The organism is Pseudomonas sp. P7779 (assembly GCF_013386315.1).
Classification (GTDB): Bacteria; Pseudomonadota; Gammaproteobacteria; order Pseudomonadales; family Pseudomonadaceae; genus Aquipseudomonas.
On the sequence record NZ_JACARZ010000031.1, the window covers coordinates 66148 to 87010 of the forward strand.

The 20863-nt window shown below is 62.0% G+C and carries 17 protein-coding genes; 6 read left to right on the top strand and 11 right to left on the bottom strand.

Annotation, left to right across the window (positions count from 1 at the left end):
• The first annotated feature begins 2 nt into the window (after positions 1-2).
• The gene (locus tag HX869_RS11120; RefSeq protein WP_178903087.1) at positions 3-707 is read left to right on the top strand and encodes a DUF3142 domain-containing protein; all 705 of its coding nucleotides are present in this window, start codon (positions 3-5) and stop codon (positions 705-707) included.
• A gap of 62 nt (positions 708-769) precedes the next feature.
• Here HX869_RS11120 and HX869_RS11125 read toward each other — a convergent pair whose 3' ends face one another.
• From HX869_RS11125 to HX869_RS11175, 11 genes are all read right to left on the bottom strand, one after another.
• Positions 770-3223, bottom strand: coding sequence for a TonB-dependent siderophore receptor (locus tag HX869_RS11125; protein ID WP_178903088.1), 2454 nt, complete (start codon positions 3221-3223; stop codon positions 770-772).
• Positions 3224-3317: 94 nt separating this feature from the next.
• Entirely contained in the window at positions 3318-4274 is a 957-nt protein-coding gene (locus HX869_RS11130) for a FecR domain-containing protein (protein WP_008433641.1), read from the bottom strand.
• On the bottom strand, positions 4271-4780 hold the full coding sequence (locus HX869_RS11135; RefSeq protein ID WP_008433639.1) for a sigma-70 family RNA polymerase sigma factor: 510 nt from the start codon (positions 4778-4780) through the stop codon (positions 4271-4273). Before HX869_RS11135 ends, HX869_RS11130 begins: the two co-directional genes overlap by 4 nt.
• Positions 4781-4853: 73 nt before the next feature.
• Positions 4854-6296 carry an efflux transporter outer membrane subunit gene (locus HX869_RS11140; RefSeq protein ID WP_178903089.1) on the bottom strand — a complete coding sequence of 481 codons (1443 nt, stop codon included), beginning with the start codon at positions 6294-6296 and terminating at the stop codon, positions 4854-4856.
• Positions 6293-7351, bottom strand: coding sequence for an HlyD family secretion protein (locus HX869_RS11145; protein ID WP_003218219.1), 1059 nt, complete (start codon positions 7349-7351; stop codon positions 6293-6295). The genes HX869_RS11140 and HX869_RS11145 overlap by 4 nt, the downstream gene beginning before the upstream one ends.
• Before the next feature lie 26 nt (positions 7352-7377).
• Positions 7378-8913 (bottom strand): MFS transporter, encoded by a 1536-nt coding sequence (locus HX869_RS11150; protein WP_178903090.1) that lies wholly within the window; start codon positions 8911-8913, stop codon positions 7378-7380.
• 229 nt (positions 8914-9142) lie between these two features.
• A complete protein-coding gene (locus tag HX869_RS11155) occupies positions 9143-10063 on the bottom strand; it encodes a LysR family transcriptional regulator (protein ID WP_003218223.1) in 921 nt (306 codons plus the stop codon).
• 96 nt (positions 10064-10159) lie between these two features.
• Positions 10160-11008 carry an ABC transporter permease gene (locus HX869_RS11160; protein WP_003218225.1) on the bottom strand — a complete coding sequence of 283 codons (849 nt, stop codon included), beginning with the start codon at positions 11006-11008 and terminating at the stop codon, positions 10160-10162.
• Positions 11009-11020: 12 nt separating this feature from the next.
• Entirely contained in the window at positions 11021-11872 is an 852-nt protein-coding gene (locus HX869_RS11165; RefSeq protein ID WP_008433632.1) for an ABC transporter ATP-binding protein, read from the bottom strand.
• A gap of 1 nt (position 11873) precedes the next feature.
• Positions 11874-12899, bottom strand: a complete 1026-nt coding sequence (locus tag HX869_RS11170) for an ABC transporter substrate-binding protein (protein ID WP_003218229.1) — start codon at positions 12897-12899, stop codon at positions 11874-11876.
• A gap of 14 nt (positions 12900-12913) precedes the next feature.
• Entirely contained in the window at positions 12914-13807 is an 894-nt protein-coding gene (locus HX869_RS11175) for a TauD/TfdA family dioxygenase (protein ID WP_003218232.1), read from the bottom strand.
• Between the two features lie 298 nt (positions 13808-14105).
• Here HX869_RS11175 and HX869_RS11180 point away from each other — a divergent pair, with 298 nt between their 5' ends.
• From HX869_RS11180 to HX869_RS11200, 5 genes are all read left to right on the top strand, one after another.
• Positions 14106-14816 (top strand): GntR family transcriptional regulator, encoded by a 711-nt coding sequence (locus tag HX869_RS11180; RefSeq protein ID WP_008433627.1) that lies wholly within the window; start codon positions 14106-14108, stop codon positions 14814-14816.
• Positions 14817-15267: 451 nt separating this feature from the next.
• Positions 15268-16032: a DUF3050 domain-containing protein gene (locus HX869_RS11185; protein ID WP_102605413.1), complete on the top strand. Its 765-nt coding sequence runs from the start codon at positions 15268-15270 to the stop codon at positions 16030-16032.
• Entirely contained in the window at positions 16029-16976 is a 948-nt protein-coding gene (locus tag HX869_RS11190) for a diiron oxygenase (protein ID WP_102367850.1), read from the top strand. The genes HX869_RS11185 and HX869_RS11190 overlap by 4 nt, the downstream gene beginning before the upstream one ends.
• Positions 16973-20356, top strand: coding sequence for an amino acid adenylation domain-containing protein (locus tag HX869_RS11195; protein ID WP_178903091.1), 3384 nt, complete (start codon positions 16973-16975; stop codon positions 20354-20356). The genes HX869_RS11190 and HX869_RS11195 overlap by 4 nt, the downstream gene beginning before the upstream one ends.
• Positions 20357-20383: 27 nt before the next feature.
• The gene (locus tag HX869_RS11200; RefSeq protein ID WP_178903092.1) at positions 20384-20833 is read left to right on the top strand and encodes an SRPBCC family protein; all 450 of its coding nucleotides are present in this window, start codon (positions 20384-20386) and stop codon (positions 20831-20833) included.
• Positions 20834-20863: the final 30 nt, after the last annotated feature.

Genomic DNA, 20863 nt, shown 5'->3' on the forward strand with positions numbered 1-20863 from the left:
CCGTGAAGCGTTTCTGGCTGGCCCTGCTCCTGCTGGCAAGCCCGGCCTTCGGCGCGGTGGACGCCCGCGACCATGATGCATTCTGGCTGTGGAGCGGCGTCGCGCCGCAGCCGGTGCTCAAGCAGGCGAAAACCCTGTACATCCTCCAGGGCCAGATCAACTCGACCCGCCGAGCGCCCCAGCGTGGTGTGCAATTCATCGCCCAGGGCATGAGTGTGCCGCGCATCACCCAGGGTGAAATCTGGGTGGTGTACCGCGCCCACACCCTGCACTGGCCCGAGTCGGTGTACAGCCAGATGCTCGGCCAGGTGCAACGCTGGCGGGATGCGGGCAATCCGGTGCTGGGCATCCAGATCGACTTCGATGCGCGCACGCAATACCTCGACGAATACGCGGACTTCCTGCGCGACCTGCGCCAACGCTTGCCCAAGGATCTACGCCTGAGCATCACCGGGCTGATGGACTGGAGCAGCAACGCCGACCCGGCCGCCATCGCACAACTCAAGGGCGTGATTGATGAAGTGGTGGTGCAGACCTATCAGGGCCGCCACAGCATCCCGGACTACGCGGCGTATCTGCCACGCATGAACCGGTTGGGGGTGCCGTTCAAGATTGGGTTGATTCAGGGTGGGGCATGGGAGGAGCCGGGGTATTTGAAGGGGAGTGAGTGGTTTCGCGGGTATGTGGTGTTTTTGCAGAATCCCTGAGTGCCCACGGTCCTTGGACTGTGGGCACTCAGGGCTAAAAAACGCCCGCGAATGACCGGTATCTACCAGTCATAAGTCAAGCTCGACACCACCGTGCGCCCTTCCCCGTAGTAACAATCCAGGTCACTGGTGCATTGCGACACGTAGGTCTTGTTGGTGAGGTTCTGCACGTTCATTGCCAGCTTCACGCCTTTGAGCTTGAACGCCGAGCGGCCCAGGTCGTAGCTCAGGCTGGCGTCGTAGACGGTATAGGACGGAATGCTGAACGCCCCTGCGTAGTAATCACCAAAGCTGCTGCGAACGTAACGCGCGCCCAATCCTGCGCCAACACCGGCCAGGGGTGTGTCGCCAAGGACGGTGTAGTTGACCCAGACCGAAGCGGTAAGCGGCGCAATGCCGGCCGGATGCCGGCCCTGACGACCGTCGTTGTCCTTGGTGTACTTGATGTCATTGCGCGCCGCTGACGCGACCACGTCCCAGGCATCGCTGAGGGACGCCTTGGCTTCCAGCTCCACGCCACGTGAGCGCATGGCACCGCTCTGGGTGCTGAAGGTGGTGTCTACCGGGTTGGTGGTCAGCACGTTTTTCTGATCCAGTTGATAGACCGAAACCTGCACAAAACTCTTCTGGCCCGCCGGCTGGTATTTCAGGCCGACTTCGTACTGGTTGCCGGTAGAGGGGTCAAATGGTTTGCCGCTGATATCGGTGCCCGACAGCGGCAGGAAGGATTCGGAGTAGCTGACAAACGGCGCCAGGCCATTATCGAACAGGTACACCAGACCGGCCCGGCCGGTGAACGCCTGGTCTTTGCTGCTGGTGCGGGTGTCGGCCAGTGGTTCCTTGTTGACCACGTTGGCCCAGTCGTAGCGCCCGCCAAGGACCAGCGCCCACTTGTCCAATTTGATCTGGTCCTGCACGTACAAGCCGGTCTGGGTCACGGTGCGGTCCCAGCGATAAGGCTGGCCGAAATTCAGCCGCTGGCCATAGACCGGCTTGAACAGGTCGATCACCGGCGGATTACGATCGTACAGGCCGTGGAATTGCGAGTTGAAGTGGTAGTAATCCAGGCCAACGATCAACGTGTGGGACAGGGCGCCGGTGTCGAACTCCGCCTGGGCGATGCTATCCACACCGAATACTTTGTTGTGCTGCGACCAGTCCACACCGAAGCGTTGCAGATAGCGTTGGTCTTGCACGCCGGTTACCGGGTTGGGCACAAATCTGTAGCCGTGCAACGGTGCGGTGTAGCGGTCGTCCACTTCGGCGTAGCGAGCGTTTTGCTTGAGGGTCCAGGTGTCGTTCAGGCGATGGGACACCTCATAGCCCAACACGTACTGCTCGCGATTGTACTGGTTGACGCCTGGCTCACCGATGAACACATCACGCTTGATCTTGCCGTTGGGGTTGTCCCAGATCGTCCCGGACGCGGGCAACCCCTGGGCCTCGGGCACGCCTTTGTCTTTCTGGTACTGGGCGAACACGGTCAGGCGCGTGTCGTCGTTGGGCTGCCAGGTCAGGCTGGGAGCGATGAACTGGCGTTTGTTCTCGACGTAGTTGATCTCGCCCTGTTCGTCCTTGGCCAGGCCGGTGAGGCGATAGAGAAACTCGCCCTGCTCATCCAGCGGTCCTCCGAGGTCGATGGCGGCGCTTTTGTGCTCGTAGGTGCCGGCCTCCAGCACCACTTGATGCACCGGGGTTTCGCTGGGGCGCTTACTGACCATGTTGACGATGCCACCCGGTTGGTTCTGCCCGTACAAGACCGAGGCCGGCCCCTTGAGCACTTCGATGCGCTCCAGGGAATAGGGCTCGATCTGCAAAGCACCGCCGGTGCTGCCGCCGCCGTAGGGCAAGTGCAAACCGTCGAGGTACAGCGGCGTCGGCGTAAAGCCACGGGAAGTAGGCTCATCAAACAGTTTGACCCGATCGGAAAAACCGCCGGCCGTCATGCCCGGTGTATAGAGCAACGCCTGGGTAACGCTTTGCGCGCCCCGCGCCTTGATCTCGGCGGCGGTGATGACGTTGATGGTCTGGGGGATTTCCACCAGCGCCGAATCGGTCTTGCTGCCGGTGGCGCTGCGCTTGGCAACGATGCCGTCGACCGGGCCCCAGGCCGTTTCCTGATCCTGTTGACCACTGATCTGCGTCGCACCGAGTTGCAGCGCGCCGCTCGCGGGCAGGGCCTGCAATGACCAGCCGCCCTGGGATTGCACCGCGACCAATCCGCTGCCGGCCAACAAACGCTCCAACCCTGGCCCGGTGGCGTAGCGGCCCTGCAAGCCGGCGCTGCGCTTGCCTTGGGTCAGCAAGGCGTCCACCGACAACAGAATCCCCGAGGCGCTGGCGAACTGGTTCAAGGCCTGGTCGAGGTTGCCCGCCGCAATGTTGTATTGGCGCAGGGCTTCAGCACTCTCCTGGGCCTGGACCACGCTCGGCACCACAGGCGCCGTCGCCAGCAGACTGACAAACAGGCCACGGCGCAGGGCGCGGGCCAGGGGTTGGATTGGGTGGTGCGACATTGCAGGGCTCCCCGTGAGAACGCTTCTTGATTGGCTTTCAAGAGGTATCCCGGACGGGGTTGGAAAACCGACAAGCCGCAGGCAAAAAATTTTTTTAGCCCCGCGCCTTGATCGTGACCCAATAGCGCGTCACCGCCTGTACCTGTACCGGCAACGAACGCTCAAGCGCGTGGAGAATTGCGTCGGTGTCATTCAGCGGAAACACGCCGGTCAACAGCAAGCCGGCCACTGCCGCATCGCAGCGCAACAGCCCCGGGCGATAACGGCTCAACTCGGCAACGAACTGCCCCAGCGGCTGGCGCTCGGCGATCAAGCGGTTCTCGGTCCAACTGCTGGCATTGGCATCCACCGGCACCAGCGTCGAAGTCCGGCTGGCGCTGAACCACAGGCTGTCCCCGGCATTCATCTGCACCGCCGCACCGCGCACCGGACGTACCTGCACACGTCCTTCATACAGGTCGACGCGGCTGCCATCGTCCACTTCACGCACGGCAAACCGGGTGCCCAAGGCCTGCACATCTCCGGCCGGGGTTTCGACGATCAATGGCCGGGACGGATCGTGGCCGCTGGTCAGCAGGATCTCGCCGCGTATCAGGCGGATACGCCGCTCACTGGCGCTGAAGCGCAAGTCGACCGCGCTGTTGCTGTTGAGGTCCAGGCGCGTGCCATCGCTCAAGGTCAGGTGACGAATCTCGCCGGTGGCGGTGCGGTATTCGGCAAACGCCGCCTGCCAGGGCTGGCTGCTTTGCACCAGATAGCCGCTGCCACCGGCCACCAGCAACAGCCCGAGCAGTTTCAATGCGGCGCGGCGTTGGGTGTCCGGTGTATCGCGTAACACCGCACGGGCACTGTCGACAGGCACACCGCCGAGGGTTTGCTGTAACTGCTGCAAGCGCTTCCAGGCGCGCCGGTGTTCCGGATCGGCCTCCTGCCAGCGCGCGAAGGCCTGGCGCTGATCGCCGTCCATCTCGCCGCCCCATTGCAGCATCAACCACTCGCTGGCCTGCTCGACAATGGCCGGGGCAATCGGCGCTTCGTGCCGGGTTCTCATTCTTCGTAGACGACCTGGTAGCAGGCGAGAATCGCCCGGGTCATGTACTTCTGCACCGAGCTGACAGTGACCTCCAGGCGCTCGGCAATCTGTGCGTAGCTCAGCCCTTCGAACTGCGACAACAGAAATGCGCGGCGCACGTTGTCGGGCATGCGGTCGAGCATGGCGTCGATCTGCATCAGGGTTTCGAGGATCAGTGCGCGGGTTTCCAGGGACGGGGATTCGGGCTCCGGCAGGTGGGCAATGCTTTCCAGGTAGGCACGCTCGATGCGCAGGCGTCGCCATTGATCAATCACCAGGTTGCGGGCGATCTGCGTCAGGTAGCTGCGGCTTTCCTTGTCACCGGGAAAGCGCCCCGATACCAGTAAGCGCAGGAAGGTGTCCTGCGCCACATCGGCGGCGTGTTCGCGATCCCCCAGGCGTTTGCGCAGCCAGCCTTGCAGCCAGCCATGATGGTCGCGATACAGGAGATGAAGCTGTTGCCGGCCGTCAGTCGCGGTGTCCATGAAAAGCTCGGATACGTTATTGAGAGCAATTATCATTACACCATGTTGCACGGCTGGCAAAGTTCTTTGTCATTCAGCGTCCGGCGGTCTGCAACGGGTACACCGACTCCCAGCCCCCACCCAATGCCTTGTACAACCCGACCATGGCGAGGGACACACTGGTGGAGCTTTCCACCCACTGCTCCTGGGTCGCCAGCAACGCACTTTGCACGGTCAGTACGTTGACGAAATCCACCACGCCTTCGACGTATTGATGCTGCGCCGTGGCAAGGGCGATCTGGTTCTGCCGCACGGCTTCGGCGAGGCTGTCGCGCCGCAGTTGGCTGGCGTTGTAGCGGGTCAGTTGATCGTCGATTTCATGCCAGGCCCGCAGTACGGTCTGCTGGTAGGCCAGGGCCGCTTCCTGTTGCTGGGCTTCGCGCAGATCGAGCATGCCTTGCAACCGGCCACCGTTGAAAATCGGCAAGCTCAGTTGTGGGCCAAAGGCGAATGCACGCGAACTCCACGAGCCGAAATCCGCCAGCTGCAACGCCTGGGAGCCCACGCTGCCAGACAGGGTGATGCGCGGGTAGAAGTCGCCCTTGGCCACACCAATGGAGGCGGTGGCCGCATGCAAGCGAGCTTCGGCCTGGCGGATATCCGGGCGGCGCTCGGCCAGTTGCGACGGCAGGCCGATGGCGACCTGGCGTTGGGTTTGCGGCACCGCAGCGTCCTTGGACAGCTCGGCGTACAAGGCTTGTGGCGGTTCGCCCATCAGCAGGCTCAGGGCGTTGATCAACTGGTCCTGGCGTTGCTGCAAATCCGGCAGGCGCGCCTCGATGGCGGCCACTTGAGCAGCGGCTTCGGCTACGTCCAGGTCAGTGGCGACACCGTCGGCCAGGCGCAGTTGCGAGAGCTTCAGGCTGTGGCGCGCCACCTCGAGGTTTTGCTCGGTGACGGCGCGGGTGTTTTGCACGCCGCGCAGCTGGATGTAGTCCTGGGCGGTTTCCGCCAGCACCGACAACAGCACCGCGCGGCGGTCGTTTTCGGCGACTTGCAGGGTGGCGTCGGCGGCTTCGGTTTCGCGTTTTACCCGGCCCCAGAAGTCCAGTTCCCAGGCGGCGGAGAAACCCATGTCCCACTGGTTGAACGCCGAGCGGCCGTTCTTGCCCGAGGCATCGCTCAAGCCATCGGCGCTGTTGCGCTGACGCAGGTAATCGCCGGTGGCGTTGACGGTCGGGTAGCGCTCGGCGGTGATCACCTGGCGCGCCGCGCGGCTTTGTTGCAGGCGGCTGCTGGCGAGTTTCAGGTCGAGGTTATCGGTCAGCGCGCGACGGGTAAGCGCGGTGAGCTGCGCGTCGTGGAACACTTCCCACCAGCGCTCTTCCAGCGGGTCGCTGACCGCTTGGCTGGCGGCTTGTCGGCCATGGGGCTCGGTCCATTGGCCGACGGGATTCTGCGGGCGCTGGAAGTCCGGGCCGACGGTGCAGGCACTCAGGGTGAGCAGGCTCAAGGTTAACCAGGCAAGGCGTCTCATTGCTGCGCCACCTCACGTTGCTGGGCGGCGGCGTGGGTGTCGACGCTGGCTTCCACCGACATGCCGACCCGCAGGCGCTCGGTCAACGCCTGGCCGGGCTCCAGGATGATTTTTACCGGAATACGCTGCACCACCTTGGTGAAGTTGCCGGTGGCGTTGTCGGGTTTGACCGAGGCAAATGTCACGCCGGTAGCTGGCGCCAGGCTTTCGAGGTGGCCCTTGAGCACTTCGCCGTCGAGGCTGTCGACCTTCACGTCCACCGTTTGGCCAGCGTGCATGTGGGATAACTGGGTCTCCTGGAAATTGGCCACCACGTAGGCCTCGGCCAGCGGTACCACGGCGAGGATCTTGCTGCCCGGCGTCACATAGGCGCCGACCCGCACCGCGCGCTCGCCGACCATGCCGTCCACCGGCGCGACGATGCGGGTGTACGACAGCTGATAGCTGGCCATTTCCAGTGCGGCCTGGGCACGTTTCAGGCCGCCCTCTGCCGCATCACGCTGGGCGCTGAGGATTTCCACCTGCTTGCGTTCAGCGGCCAGCACCGCCGTGGCATTCGCCAGGCGTGCTGTGGCCTGGTCAATACGCGTCTTGGCTTGCTGGGCGTTCTGCACGGTGCCGGCGCCTACACCCGCGAGGTGGTTGTAGCGGTTCAGTTCGTGTTCGGCAAACGCCACTTCGGCGCGATCCGCCGCCACAGTCGCCTGGGCCTGGGCGATCACCGAGCTTTGGCGCTCCAGGGTTGCCGTGGCATTTTTCAGCTGCGCCTGGGCCACCAGCGTATCGGCATCGGCCGCCTGGGCAGCGGCGCGGAAGTCACGGTCATCAATCAGCGCCAGCAACTGCCCGGCCTTGACCCGCTGGTTGTCTTCCACCAGCACTTCCTTGATGAAGCCGGCCACACGCGGCGCCACCAGGGTGTAGTCAGCGGCGACGAAGGCGTCGTTGGTGCTCTGGCGTTTGCTGCCGAACACACCCGGCGCCAGCAGGTAAACCAGCACACCGACGGCAAACACGGTGATGACGGTTACAGCGATTTTGTCTTTGCGTTTCATAACAATCCCTTTGGCTCAGTGAGCAATCAAGTCGGCGCGCGGGGCGGATAAATCCGCGTCGGCATCCAGAAAATCAGCAGGATCAACGCCGCCGCGACACCGGCCATGACGTAGTAGAGATCCGAAGAGGTGAGCACCACGGCCTGCTCGTGCATCCGATGGGCAAGGCCGGCGGCATCGCTGTCGGCCAGGGGCGAGTTGCCCAGGCTGTCCACCAGCATGGTCGAGTGGAAATGCAGGCGGTGTGTGGTCAGGGCATCGAGCACGCCGGTGGCGACCACGGCGGCCAGGCCTTTGACGGTGTTGAACCACGCCGAGGCGAAAGGCCCGTCCTGGGGCGTGATGCTGCCGGTGGAGAGCATCAGCAGCGGCAACACCGCCATCGGTTGCCCGAAGATTTGCAGCAGTTGCAGCACGTAGAAATCATCGCGAATCCATGCCGACGTAAGTTGCGCCCCGCCCACGCAGGACAGGATCAACATGCTCAAGCCAATGCCCAATACCCAGCGGCAATCGACCCAGCGCAAGTTGCACAACGCCGCCACCAACGGCAGCGCGATCAACTGCGGCAGCGCCATGATCAGCATCACCGGTGCAGTTTGCAGCGGGCGGTAGCCTTGGACCTGGGCCAGGTAGCTGGACGGAATGATGGTCACCGCCAGCAGCACGATCAGCACCCCGGCGAGCACAATCAGCGCGAACGACAGGTTGCGTAGCCCAAGCATCTGCAACTTGAAAAACGGCATCGGGTGCGACCACTCGTTGATCATGAACAGCACCAGCAACACCAGGCCGCCGATCAACAATGAGGTAATCAGCGGCGACTCGAACCAGTCCAGCCGATTGCCCTGCAACAGGCCGATCACCAGCATGCAGATCGCCGGGAACCCCAGCAGCAGACCACGCCAGTTGAACTGCTTGAAGCGCTCCAGGCGCAGCGGGTCCTGGGGCAAGCCGTAGGCCACGGCCGCCATGGCCAGCAGGCACGGCCCGACAATCTGCCAGAACGCCCATTGCCAGCCGACGTATTCGGTCCACATGGCCGCCAGCGGTGTGCCGAGGCTGGGGCCAAAAGTGGCCGTGAGAGCATAGCCGGCGAGGCCGTACAGCTTGACGTTGGCCGGCAGGAACCGCAGGGCCACGGTCATCAGCATCGGCGGCAAGGCGCCACCGGCCAGGCCTTGCACGGTGCGCAGGATCAGCAGGCTTTCGTAGTTCGGTGCGAACGGGCACAGCACGCCAAGTATGGTGAACAGGCCGATGGCGCAGAGGGTGAAACGGCGCAGAGAGAACGTCACCGAACACCAGGGTGCAAAGGCCATCGCCGAGACAGAGGTGGCGGTGTAGGCAGCCACCAGCCAGGTGCCTTCGTCGAAGCCGATGTACATCGCACCACGAATATCGGCGAGAGCGACTTTGGTCACCATCTCGTTTAGGCCGGACACCAGTACCGCAAGCAATACGCCCACCAGGCCGATGATGATGCGCGGGCCGAAAACGGGAGGGGTAATGGCGGTCGGTTTGGCTGCGGCCAGGGGTGCGGGAGCAGCGAGGGACGTCATGAACTACAACTCGGAATAGGAAATACCCGAGCAGTTTAATAAGGCTTAGACATGACAAAAAGTGACTTATCGGAAGCTTATAAGTGCACCAGACGCAATGATCAAAATGTAGGCGATCTCTGTGGGAGCCGGGCTTGCCCGCGATTGCATCACCTCGCTATGCCTGAAAAACCGTGTCGCCCGCATCGCAGGCAAGCCAGCTCCCACATTGGCCGAGCTCACTTGCGACTCACGTGGGCTGCGCTTCCTTCCACGTCGCCTCGCAGCATTCACGCATGGTCTCGCGCAGCCATCTATGGGCCGGGTCCTTGTCGAAACGCGGGTGCCAGGCTTGGGTCAGCACCAGGGTCGGCAGGGAAATTGGCAGGGTGAAGGCTCGCAACGGCAGCTTCAGGCGATTGGCGCTGTAGAGCGCTTCCTTGGGCACCGGCAGGATCAGGTCGGAGTCCGGCAGCATGAACATCGCGCCGTGAAACCCCGGGGCGATCATCGCGACTCGGCGTTCCAGCCCCTGGGCGTTCAGGGCGGTGTCGATGGGCCCCCGGGCAATGCCGCGCCGAGAGATGCTGATATGCGAATAGCTGGCAAACCGTTCGGCGGTGATTTCTCCATCGAACAACGGGTGCCCTTCCCGTGCCAGCCCGACGAAGGTGGTGGTGAACAGGTTCTGCACCTTCACTTCCGGAGTGATCGGCATGGTGTTGCCCACCCGCAGGTCGAGACGGCCTTCACGCAGGGCCTCGTCATCGGTGTCGCCTTCCGGCACGAAGCGCAGTTCGCACAGCGGCGCCATGCGTTCCATGGTATCGAACAGCCGACCGCCATACACACCGACAAAAAAGTCATTGGCCCGCACGCTGAAGCGTCGGCGCAGGGTGCGCAGGTCCACTTCGTCCGCCGAGCGGAACAGCAGCGCCGCCTGCTCCACCACGCTGCGCACCTGGCCTTGCAACTCCAGGGCCTTCGGCGTCGGTACCAGGCCGCGACCGGCGCGCACCAGGATCGGATCGCCCACTGCCTCGCGGATGCGCGTGAGGGTGCGACTCATGGCGGCCGGGCTCAGGTTCATCCGCCGCGCGGCACCTACCACACTGCCCTCGTCGAGCAAGGCGTCGAGGGCGACCAGCAGGTTCATGTCCGGTAATTGCATGCCAAGCACTCGTGATCGGTTGGGAGTGAACTTGGCGCAATCGTAGCAGACTGTGGCGAGGGAGCTTGCTCCCTCGCCACAGGGTTGGTGTTTCAGTCAGCGTTGCATACCCCAGCGCTTCACGGTGACCCGCTCCAGGGTGTCGAACACCAGGTTCTCCACCAGCAGCCCGATCAGGATCACCACCGCCAGGCCGGCAAACACTTTGTCGGTGTACAGCTCGTTGCGGTTCTGGAAGATGTACCAACCCAAACCGCCTTTGCCGCTGGTAGCACCGAACACCAATTCGGCAGCGATCAGCGTGCGCCAGGCGAACGCCCAGCCGATTTTCAGCCCGGCGAGAATCGACGGCAGCGCAGCCGGGATCAGGATGAACAACACGAAGCGCATACCCTTGAGGCCATAATTTCGACCGGCCATGCGCAGGGTTTCGGAGACGCCGAGGAACCCTGAATAGGTGTTGAGCGCCAGCGCCCACAACACTGAATGCACCAGCACGAAGATCAGGCTGTTCTGCCCCAGCCCAAACCACAACAGCGCCAGCGGCAGCAGGGCAATCGCCGGCAACGGGTTGAACATCGAGGTCAGGGTGCTCAGCAGGTCACGCCCCAGTTGGGTCGACACCGCAAGCGTGGTCAGGGCAAACGCCAGCACAATGCCGATCAGGTAACCCTTGATCAGCACCACCAGCGAGATGCTGACCTTGCTCAACAACTCGCCACTGGCCATGCCGTCGTAGAACGCGCTCAGTGTCTGCAGGAAGCTCGGCAGCAGCAGGTCATTGTTCTGATAACGGGCAGCCGCTTCCCAGAGGATCGCAAGCACGATCAGGATCAGGCTTTTACGCAGCCAGCCTTGTTGCCACAGGCGCTGGCGCCACGGCAACTCGCGCTCTACACGTACACCGGGCAACGGTTCGAGAGTGATTTCATATTCCTGGCGCATGGTGCAAACCCTTCAATAAGCGATGCGGATATCGGCGAAACCCAGTTCGGTTTCCACCTCGGGCGCTTCATCAAACAACAGCCGATGAATGCGCCGCGCCGAAGCCTGGAACTCCACACCGCCGAGGCTGTGCAGGTCGTATTGATGGCTGTGGATTTCCGCCCGCACCCGCCCCGGGTGCGGCGACAGCAACAGGATGCGGTTGCCCACCACCAGCGCTTCCTCGATGGAGTGGGTGACGAACAGCAGGGTGAAACGCACCTCTTCCCAGAGCAGCAATAGTTCTTCCTGCATCTTGCGCCGGGTCAGGGCGTCGAGGGCGGCGAAGGGTTCATCCATCAGCAGGATTTTCGGTTGCATGGCCAACGCCCGGGCGATTGCCACGCGGGCCTTCATGCCGCCGGACAGGGTGTGCGGGTAGGCGTCGGCAAAGGCCGTGAGGCCGACTTTTTCCAGGTAGTACAGCGCCCGCTCTTCGGCCTCGCGACGCTTGAGGGTTTTGGACGCCAGCAGCGGGAACATGACGTTCTGCTTGACGGTTTTCCACGGCGGCAGTTGGTCGAACTCCTGGAACACCACGATACGGTCCGGCCCTGGCTGCTCGACTTTTTGCCCGAGCAGACGGATCTCGCCCTCACACGGCTTGATAAAGCCGGCGATGGATTTCAACAGTGTGGATTTGCCGCAGCCCGAAGGCCCCAGCAATACAAAGCGGTCTGCCGGATCGATCGCGAAGCTGACCTGGTGAGTGGCCCGCACCACCCGTTCGGGCGTGCGGTATTCAAGGCTGACTTTATCCACCGAAAGCAGTGCTTCGGTGGTGGTCGGGTTGCTGGCCGTGTGGCCTTGCAAGGGCGCGTTCATGTCAGCTCCCTTGCAGCGGTTTGGCGTCCTGGAAGAAGTAATCCTTCCACGATTCGGGTTTGTTTTTGATCGCGCCGACGCGGTAGAGGAATTCCGCCAGCGGGTAGGTGTTTTTCGGTGTGACGCTGAATTCGAACTGCGGGTTTTCGATGATTTTCAGCAGCTCGGCGCGGTCGATCTTGGCCTTGGTCACGCGGATGTAGGTATCGGCTGCGGCACCTTTGTCGTTCTGGGCGAACTGCGCCGCTTCGGTCAGTGCCTCGACGAACGCCTTGTAGGTTTTCGGGTTGTCGTTGCGGAATTTCTCGGTGGCGAACAGCACGGTCGGCGAGTTAGGCCCGAGGATGTCATAGGAGTTGAGCACCACATGCACGTTCGGGTTGGTCAGGGCCTGCTCCTGGAACGGCGGGTTGGAGAAGTGCCCGGTCAGCTCGGTGCCACCGGCAATCAGCGCAGCCGTGGCATCCGGGTGCGGGACGGCGACGGTGTACTTGTCGAGGCGATTGAATTCCTTGTCGCCCCATTGCTTGGCGGCAGCGTATTGCAGGAAACGCGACTGCACGGAAACGCCCACTGCCGGTACGGCAATGCGGTCTTTTTCAGTGAAGTCGGCAATGGTCTTGACCTTGGGATTGTTGCTCACCAGGTAGTAGGGGAAGTTGCCCAGGGAGGCGACGGCTTTCACGTTCTGCTTGCCGTGGGTGCGGTCCCAGATAGTCAGCAGCGGGCCAACGCCGGCCCCGGCGATGTCGATGGAACCGGAGAGCAGCGCATCATTGACGGCTGCGCCGCCGGACAATTGTGTCCAGTCGACCTTGATGTCGATGCCTTCCTGCTTGCCGTATTTTTCGATCAGGTTCTGGTCGCGCACCACGTTGAGCAACAGGTAGACGATGCCAAACTGCTCGGCGATGCGAATCTCGCCTTCGGCCTGGGCGGCGGCAGGCGCCACAAGACTGCCGGCCAGCAGGCTGACGCCCAGGCCGACCGTCGCGGCCAGGCGCGCAAATGGGGTTTTCTTGGACATGGTCATGCTCCGGGTCAGAAAGGCGCGTCGCCCTGGATGGTGGTGCGGTACAGCTTGCGCCGCAGGTGGCTGGGGCAGCCGGCCGCCAGGTGGATCAGCGAGCGGTTGTCCCAGAACACCATGTCGTGGGGCTGCCACTGATGGCGGTAGATGTTTTCCGGCAGCACGCTGTGGGCGTACAGCTGGGCAAGCAGGTCGCGGCTTTCGTCTTCCGGCAGGCCGACGATACGGGTGGTGAAGCCCTCGCTGACGAACAGCGCCTTGCGGCCGTTTTCCGGGTGGGTGCGCACAATCGGGTGTACCACTTCCGCCACTTGAGCGAGTTGCTCGGGCGTGAGGGTCGGGCGCCAATTGCCTTCGAATTTGGTTTCGCTGTAGCGTGCAGTGTAGGAATGCGCGGCGCTGCGGCCTTCAACGGCCTTGCGCAGGGACTCGGGCAGGTTGTCCCAGGCTTTATGCATGTCGGCGAACAACGTGTCGCCACCCTCGGACGGCAGCTCCTGGGCATGGAGCATCGAGCCCAGGCTCGGCAGCTCCTTATAGGAGAGGTCCGAGTGCCAGAACTTGCCGGCGTCTCCCAGGCCGATGGATTGGCCGTTTTCGATGATGTTGGAGACGATCAGGATTTCCGGGTGGTTGGCCAGCAGGAATTGTTTGAGCACATGGATTTGCAGCACGCCGAAACGGCGGCTGAAGGCGATCTGTTGCTCGGGGGTGATACGTTGGTCGCGGAAGACCACGACGTGATGGTCCAGATGCGCGCGGTGAATGCGTGCGAAGTCCTGGTCGCTGACCGGGCGGGCCAGGTCCAGGCCTATGATTTCGGCGCCGACGCTGCCGGGAAATGGACGGATCTCGAAGGTTTGTGTGGTGTCGGTCGCTGTTGGAACAGTAGAGGTGGCAGACATGAGTTCACTCCCGTGCAGTCAGGAGAGTGACTTTATAGTCATAAGAACCGCATTTTAAATACCGTTAGTGAATATCGATATGCAGCAATACCGCTGTTGGCCCGACTCCCGGGAATAAAATGTGCACGACGGACCTTTAGCCTGTAAGACCTGACAAATGGGAGCTGTGGGCCCGAAGAACACGCTGTTGAGTCGCTTACAAGCCGAAACCTTGCCCGTTTGACAAGCTTGTGGACAATCTCTAGTGTGCATTGGATCCAATTAGCCACCTCACCTTGAAAAGGAGGATAGCGTAGTCGTGACGCAGAAGCCGAACCCTTTGAGCAGCATCCAGATCAGCGGGCCTATCCCCGCCCATCTCGCCCGCTCCGTGATTGAAGAAACATTGCGCAACGCCATCCTGGATGGCCGCTTGCCCTGTGGCACCGCCATGCGTCAACAGGAGCTGGCCAGCTTGTTCGGGGTCAGCCGGATGCCGGTGCGCGAGGCATTGCGTCAACTGGAAGCCCAATCGCTGCTGCATGTGGTCACCCACAAAGGCGCGGTGGTAGCGCCACTGATCGAGGACCACTCGGCGGAAACCTACGCCCTGCGCATACTCCTCGAATCCGAAGCGCTGCGCTTGTCGATTCCCCTGCTCACGCCCGATGACATCGCCCAGGCCGGCGCCTTTATCGACGCGCTGGAACGGGAAAGCGACTACACCGAAATCGGCCGCCTCAACCGCCTGTTCCACATGGCGCTGTATGGCAAGGCGGGCAATCAGCGGTTGCTCAAGCTGGTTGAACACGGCTTGAACGAAGAGGAACGTTTCCTGCGCTTCAACCTCGAGGCCATGGGCCTGGGCAAGACGTCCCAGGAAGATCACCGCGAACTGCTCGACCTCGTGGCGCAAAAGAAGGTCGACGAAAGCATCCTGACCCTGCGTAACCACCTTACCCGCGGCATGGAGGTGATTACGGGTTACCTCAAAACTCTTGAAGAGACTGAACAGAACGCTGCGCTGTAAATTCCGCGTGGAACTGAAACGCCTCCCTCGACCACAAAGCGCTGCAAAGTGACGCTGGCCGACGGAGGCCAGTGCACCACCATTACTCCTGTTAAACCATTAAGCCCAAAGAAAACTTCACACACTCCGCAGAGCGATCCAACTACCGCAATATTCCAACTCGAAAAACTTATAAAACTAAAAACACCTGAATACTTAATCAGATTATTACCAACACTCCAATTCTCCCAATCGACAGCGTGAATCCATGCTCGGTGCGTCACTGCGCGTGGCGTTCCTTTAAATAAAGCCTTGGTATTTTGTCACAGCATGCTGCTTGCCAGTAACAGTGTCAGCCTCGTACAGGGCTGCCTGTTATCAAGGCACCCGCGCATCCGTGAAAACCAATGTTTATTTGTCGCTAAAGCACAACGCTTTTATCAGGGAAGAGACACGACTTATAGGCATCAACATGTTCCAGCACTCACACCTGCTTAAACAAAAAAAGCAGAAGTTACATATCCATCCAATATTCAAATATATAAATACCCTTCCAAAGTTGCAGTACTTTATGGAAAACCACGTATTCGCCGTGTGGGACTTCATGACACTCACCAAACGCCTGCAACATGACCTCACCGGTATGCGCCTGCCCTGGTTACCGCCAACGGACCCGCAAGCGGCTCGCCTGATCAATGAGATCGTATTGGGCGAAGAGTCGGACGCGTATCCCGGCCATGGGCACGGCAGCCACTTCGAGTTGTACCTGGAAGCCATGCGTGAAGTCGGCGCGAGCACGGCGAACATCGAGCGGTTCGTCAGCCTGCAGCGTGACGGCAACGATGCAGAAACGGCCCTGCAAAAAATCGATATCCACCCGTCCGTGGCCCGGTTCGTCAGAAGTACCCTGCAGGTTGCCCTGGACGCACCGACGCACTGCGTGGCGGCTGCCTTTCTCCACGGGCGCGAGAGCGTCATCCCGGCGATGTTCAAGCGCATCCTGGAGGAGTGCGAGGTGCTCCATCGCCAGGCGCCCACCTTCTGCTACTACCTCAAGCGCCACATGGAGATCGACGCCCAGGAGCATGGCCCGGCGGCAACGCAATTGCTGCAACGCCTTACCCTCGGCGACCCAAGCCGCGAGCAGCAAGCCGACAGTTGCGCCCTCGGCGCCGTGGAAAGCCGCCTGGCCTTATGGGATGGGTTGCATAGGTGCCTGCCGGAGATGAGCGCATGAACCCTGCCGACTACCGCTCATTTGCCGACGACTGGGAGCGCCGCGCGACCATCCGCACACGCCCGCGGCGGCGGCTGGAAAACGATCAGAAACTGATCTACCCCCTGAGCCGACAGCCCCTGGTGCTGAGCGCAACCTTTATCGACCGATGCCCGCAGTGCCGTGATTTTGTCTTGCTGCAGACGTTCTACAAGTTCATCAACGACGTGGTGATCTTTGAAACCGAGATCGTCGACAAGACCGCACGCAGTATCGCCAAGAATCGCTTTTCGGTGCCCTTCCCGCTTGCCTGTCGCTACGACGCCATGACCGTGGTGGTGGACGAGGATTACCACGCCCTCGTCGCCCTCGATTTCATGCAACAGACCATCGAGATGACCGGTATCCCACCCCTTGAACTACCCGCGCAAATCGAGCTGAGCCGCGCCTTGCCTGCCGCACTGGCGCTGGCGCCCGAACACCTGCGCGATGCCGTGGAACTGATTGCCGTGGCCATCGCCGAGAACACCGTGACCCATGACGTGGCAGCGTTTTCCAAGGACGACAGTGTCAAGCAATCCATCCGTGGGTTGATGGCCGACCACTTGTTTGACGAGGGCCGCCACGCGCTTTTCTGGACGCGCCTGGTGCGTATTTATTGGCAGTCTGCAGACGCCGCGGACCGCGACTGTATCGCCCGGATCCTGCCGGTTTTTCTCCAGCATTACCTGACCCACGACCTGCAGAAAAACTTCGACCTGCACTTGATCGAGCACCTGGATGTCAGTGACGGCACGCGCTCTGCGCTGCGCACTGAAGTGCAGGCGATGGGCTTTCCCATTACCCGCCAGCACCCGTTGATCGGCAATATCATGGGCTTCCTGAACCACAGCGGCCTGCTGCAAACGCCGAGTGTGGTTGGGGCGCTGGATGCCTTTCTTGCGGCGCCAGGAGGGCACCCATGAGGCACCTGAAGATTGGGCTGGCGGGCTTCAGCGCGGCGCTGAATGAACTGGGTGAGACATTGGCGCAATACGGTCATGGGGTGGTGCGAGCACAGGATGTCACCCACCTAGTAGACCTGCTGATCGATGACGGTAGCGAGGAGGTTCCGCCCGGCGTGACGTGCACAGCCTTGATGAGCCTGCGCGTGGGTATGGGAGCGTTGACCGACTGTGGATTGCCGGCCCTGCAGCTCAGGTGTTACGCCCACTCACGGCGACTCCTGACAACCCTGGAGGTGGTCGGAGAAGCCTGTGGCAATGGTCAACGGCTGCGTCAACACGCAGTAAGCAGCCTGGTGGAGTGGGTAGCCCAACAGGTGAGTGGGTTCTCCCGGGACCCGGGCTATTTCTCGCAGGCGGCCGTCGCCTCTGATGATCCGGAACACGGCCTGCAAGCGCTTGCATCCCTGGCGTACCTGCATCGTTTTAACCTGACGGCCGATTTGGTTCTGCAGCAGCAAGCCCAGGTACCCCTGATCGAACGATTGGAAAACAGTCTGCAAACCTTCGCCGACCGGCCGGCGTTGAACATCGCCGGCAGCGGGCTGACTTACCGGCAGTTGCATCGCCAGAGCCTGGCTATCCAGCACCGCCTGCGACTTCTGCTTGGGCCCCACGACACACCGCCGGTAATCGGCGTCTGCCTGGACAAATCCCTGGAGCTGTACGCCAGCATTCTCGCGGTACTCGCCTGCGGTGCGGTGTACCTGCCCCTGGAGCCGGGCCACCCGCTGCAACGCCAGCAAGCGATGCTGGAAAACGCCGGCGTCTCGGTGCTGCTGGATGATGGCAAACATCCACTGCGGGACGGGTTTTGTGCATTGGATGTGAGTGCCGTCGACACTCCCGACACCTCGCTGCCAATGCGCCAGCGCCCCGCCATGGACGACCCTTGCATGGTGTTCCACACCTCGGGCACTACCGGCCACCCCAAGGGCGTGCTGCTCAGCCAGCACAACCTGGCCCATTTCAGCGCATGGTTCGGGGGGCATGTGCATCTGAGCGAACACAGCCGGGTCTTGCAGTTTTCGCCCTTGAGTTTTGACTCGTCCCTGATCGATATCTTCCCGAGCCTGATCGCGGGCGCCGAGCTGATCGTGCCCAGTGAGGACCAGCGACGCGACCCGCAGCAACTGGTGGAGTTGATCCGACAACAGCGCGTCACCCACGCCTTCCTGCCGCCGGCGCTGCTGAGCATCCTGCCGCTGGATCAACCCCTGGGCCTGGCGCACCTGATGACCGGAGGCGATGTGTGCGAGCCCTATGTCATCGAGCAGTTGGCAGGCCAGTGCCGCCTGCACAATTTCTACGGGCCCACCGAAGCCACCGTGCTGGTGACCAGCCACACGTTGCAGCCGGGCGACAGCAATCGCAACCTCGGCACGCCCATCGCCAACAGCCAGGTACTGATCCTCGACGAGCACCTGCAACCGGTGGATGAGCAGGTGTTGGGCGAACTGTACATCGCCGGTCCCGGCGTCAGCCTGGGTTACCTCAACCAGCCGCGTCAGACCGCCGAGCATTTCGTCCCCCTGGAGTTGCCCGACGGCCAGACCTTGCGGGCCTACCGCACAGGCGACCTGGCGAAGTGGACCGCTGCCGGCATCGAGTTGGTCGGGCGCCGGGATCAGCAGGTGAAGATCCGTGGGTTCCGGGTCGAACCGCAAGAGATCGAACATTGCCTGCGCAGCAGTCAGCTGTTTCGCCAAGTGGCGGTGGTGATTGACCGTGAGCGGCGAATCCTGGCTTTTGTTGCTCAGCCCGAAACACAAGACGCCCTGCCTGCACTGACGCAGCATGCCCGGCAAACACTGCCGGACTATTTGCGCCCAACCCTGTGCACGGAACTTGCGAGCATGCCGTGCACCCCCAACGGAAAGGTCGACCGCCAGGCATTGCTGGCGTTACCGACTCCAACGCTGCCGGCCATCATTCACGGCGAACCGCACACGCCCATGCAAGTGCAGTTGCTCAACCTGTGGAGCGAGTTGCTGGGCATGCCGGTCACGCAGCTGTCGGCCGACGAGAGCTTCTTCAATCTTGGCGGCCATTCCATCCTGCTGTCGACGATGCTGCTGCGTATCCGCGAGCAGTTCGGGCGCAGCCTATCCCTAAGTCGGTTTTTTGAAACCCCCACGGTTCGTACCCTCGCTACGCTGATGGGGGACGACGCACCACCCGAAGCACCGACCGGCCAGGCTACCCGGGATGCGCTGCGTGAGCTGCATGTGCAGACATTGCCGGCTGAACAGGCGGGCGAACGTCGCCGGGTGATCGTGACCGGGGCCAACAGTTTTCTCGGGGTGCATATCGTCGAGGCACTGTTGGCCGAGGGTGCACTTGAAGTGGCGTGCCTGGTGCGCGAACGGCCCGGACATTCGGCGACCGCGAGGTTTGCCGAGGCCCTGCGAGAGTACCGTCTGGAACACCTGGACCTGAGCCGGGTGCAGGTGTATGCCGCCGACATCAGCCAGCCGCGTCTTGGCCTGTCGAGTGAGGTGTATGACTACCTCGCCGGGGAGTTCGGCGTGTTGGTGCACAACGCCGCCCACGTCAATCATGTGATGGATTACGCCACCCTGGCCAAGGACAACGTCGAACCGGTGCTGGAATGCCTGCGCCTGTGTGAAACCCGGTGCAAGAAGGTCTTCAATTTTATCTCGACGCTGTCGGCCGCCAGCACTATCGACGCACATGGCCAGGTACTCGAAAACCCCGCCGCGGCCACCCCGCCGCTCTACATCCAGAATGGCTACAACCTGTCCAAATGGGTTGCCGAACGCTTGCTGGGACGCGCCGCAGCGCAAGGTGCCTGGGTCAATATCCATCGCCCGGGGAACATCAGCTTCAACAGCCGCAGCGGAGTCTGCGAGCCACAGAAGAATCGCCTGATGTTGATGCTCAAAGGTTCACTCCAACTGGGCCTGGTGCCGCACCTTGAGTTGAATTTCGACCTGATGCCGGTGGACTTTCTCGCCCGGTTTATTGCGTTCCACAGCAGCCGCTGCCGTGCTGGAGGGACGGTGTTCAACCTGCATAACCCGCAGCCCCTGAGCTGGGAAACCTACGTCGACGCCTTTCGCCAGGCAGGCCACGCATTCGAGCTGGTGAGCGTGGCTCACTGGCAACGTCACCTGCACACAGTGGACAGCCGCAATGCGCTGTTCGGCGTACTGGGCTTCTACCTCAACGGGGTGGGCGAGGACATCGGCGATACCTCGATGATCCGCCATGACAACGCACGACGCGGCGTCGAGCAGATGGGCGGACGCTACCCCGAAAAAAATCCGGCGCTGTTACGCAAGGGCTGCGAGTACCTGCGCAGCACCGGTTTCCTGTGACCAGGCTCTCAATTGAAGGAAGACCTTATGAAACCCGATACGTTGATTCGCAACCCTTGCGCCAAACCTGTGGTGTCCTCAGTTGTGGTTGCCTGTGACGCCGCCAGTGCGTGGGCGGTGGTCGGTGACTTTGGCGGATTTGATCGATTCATCCCCGCCTTGTCCCACATCGAAATCACTGGTGCGGGCGCGGGATCGCTGCGCAAGAAGTTCTTCCACGATGGAAATCTGGTAGTGGAGCAACTCAACAGCCGCGACGAGCAGGCCATGCGCATGACCTGGACCACGATCTACAACACCTTGGGCGTAGCACGGTTGTGGGCCGCCATGGATGTCGAACCGTTGGGAGCAGGATCCTCACGGGTGACCTGGACGATCATCGCCGAGCCGGTTGAACCTGGCGTGGAGGGATTTGAGCCGTTTGTGCAGGCATTCGCCGACGGTGCGCTGGCGAATGTGCGAGCGATGTTTGGCTAAAGGAGACAGGAGCGAGCAGGCTCGCTCCTG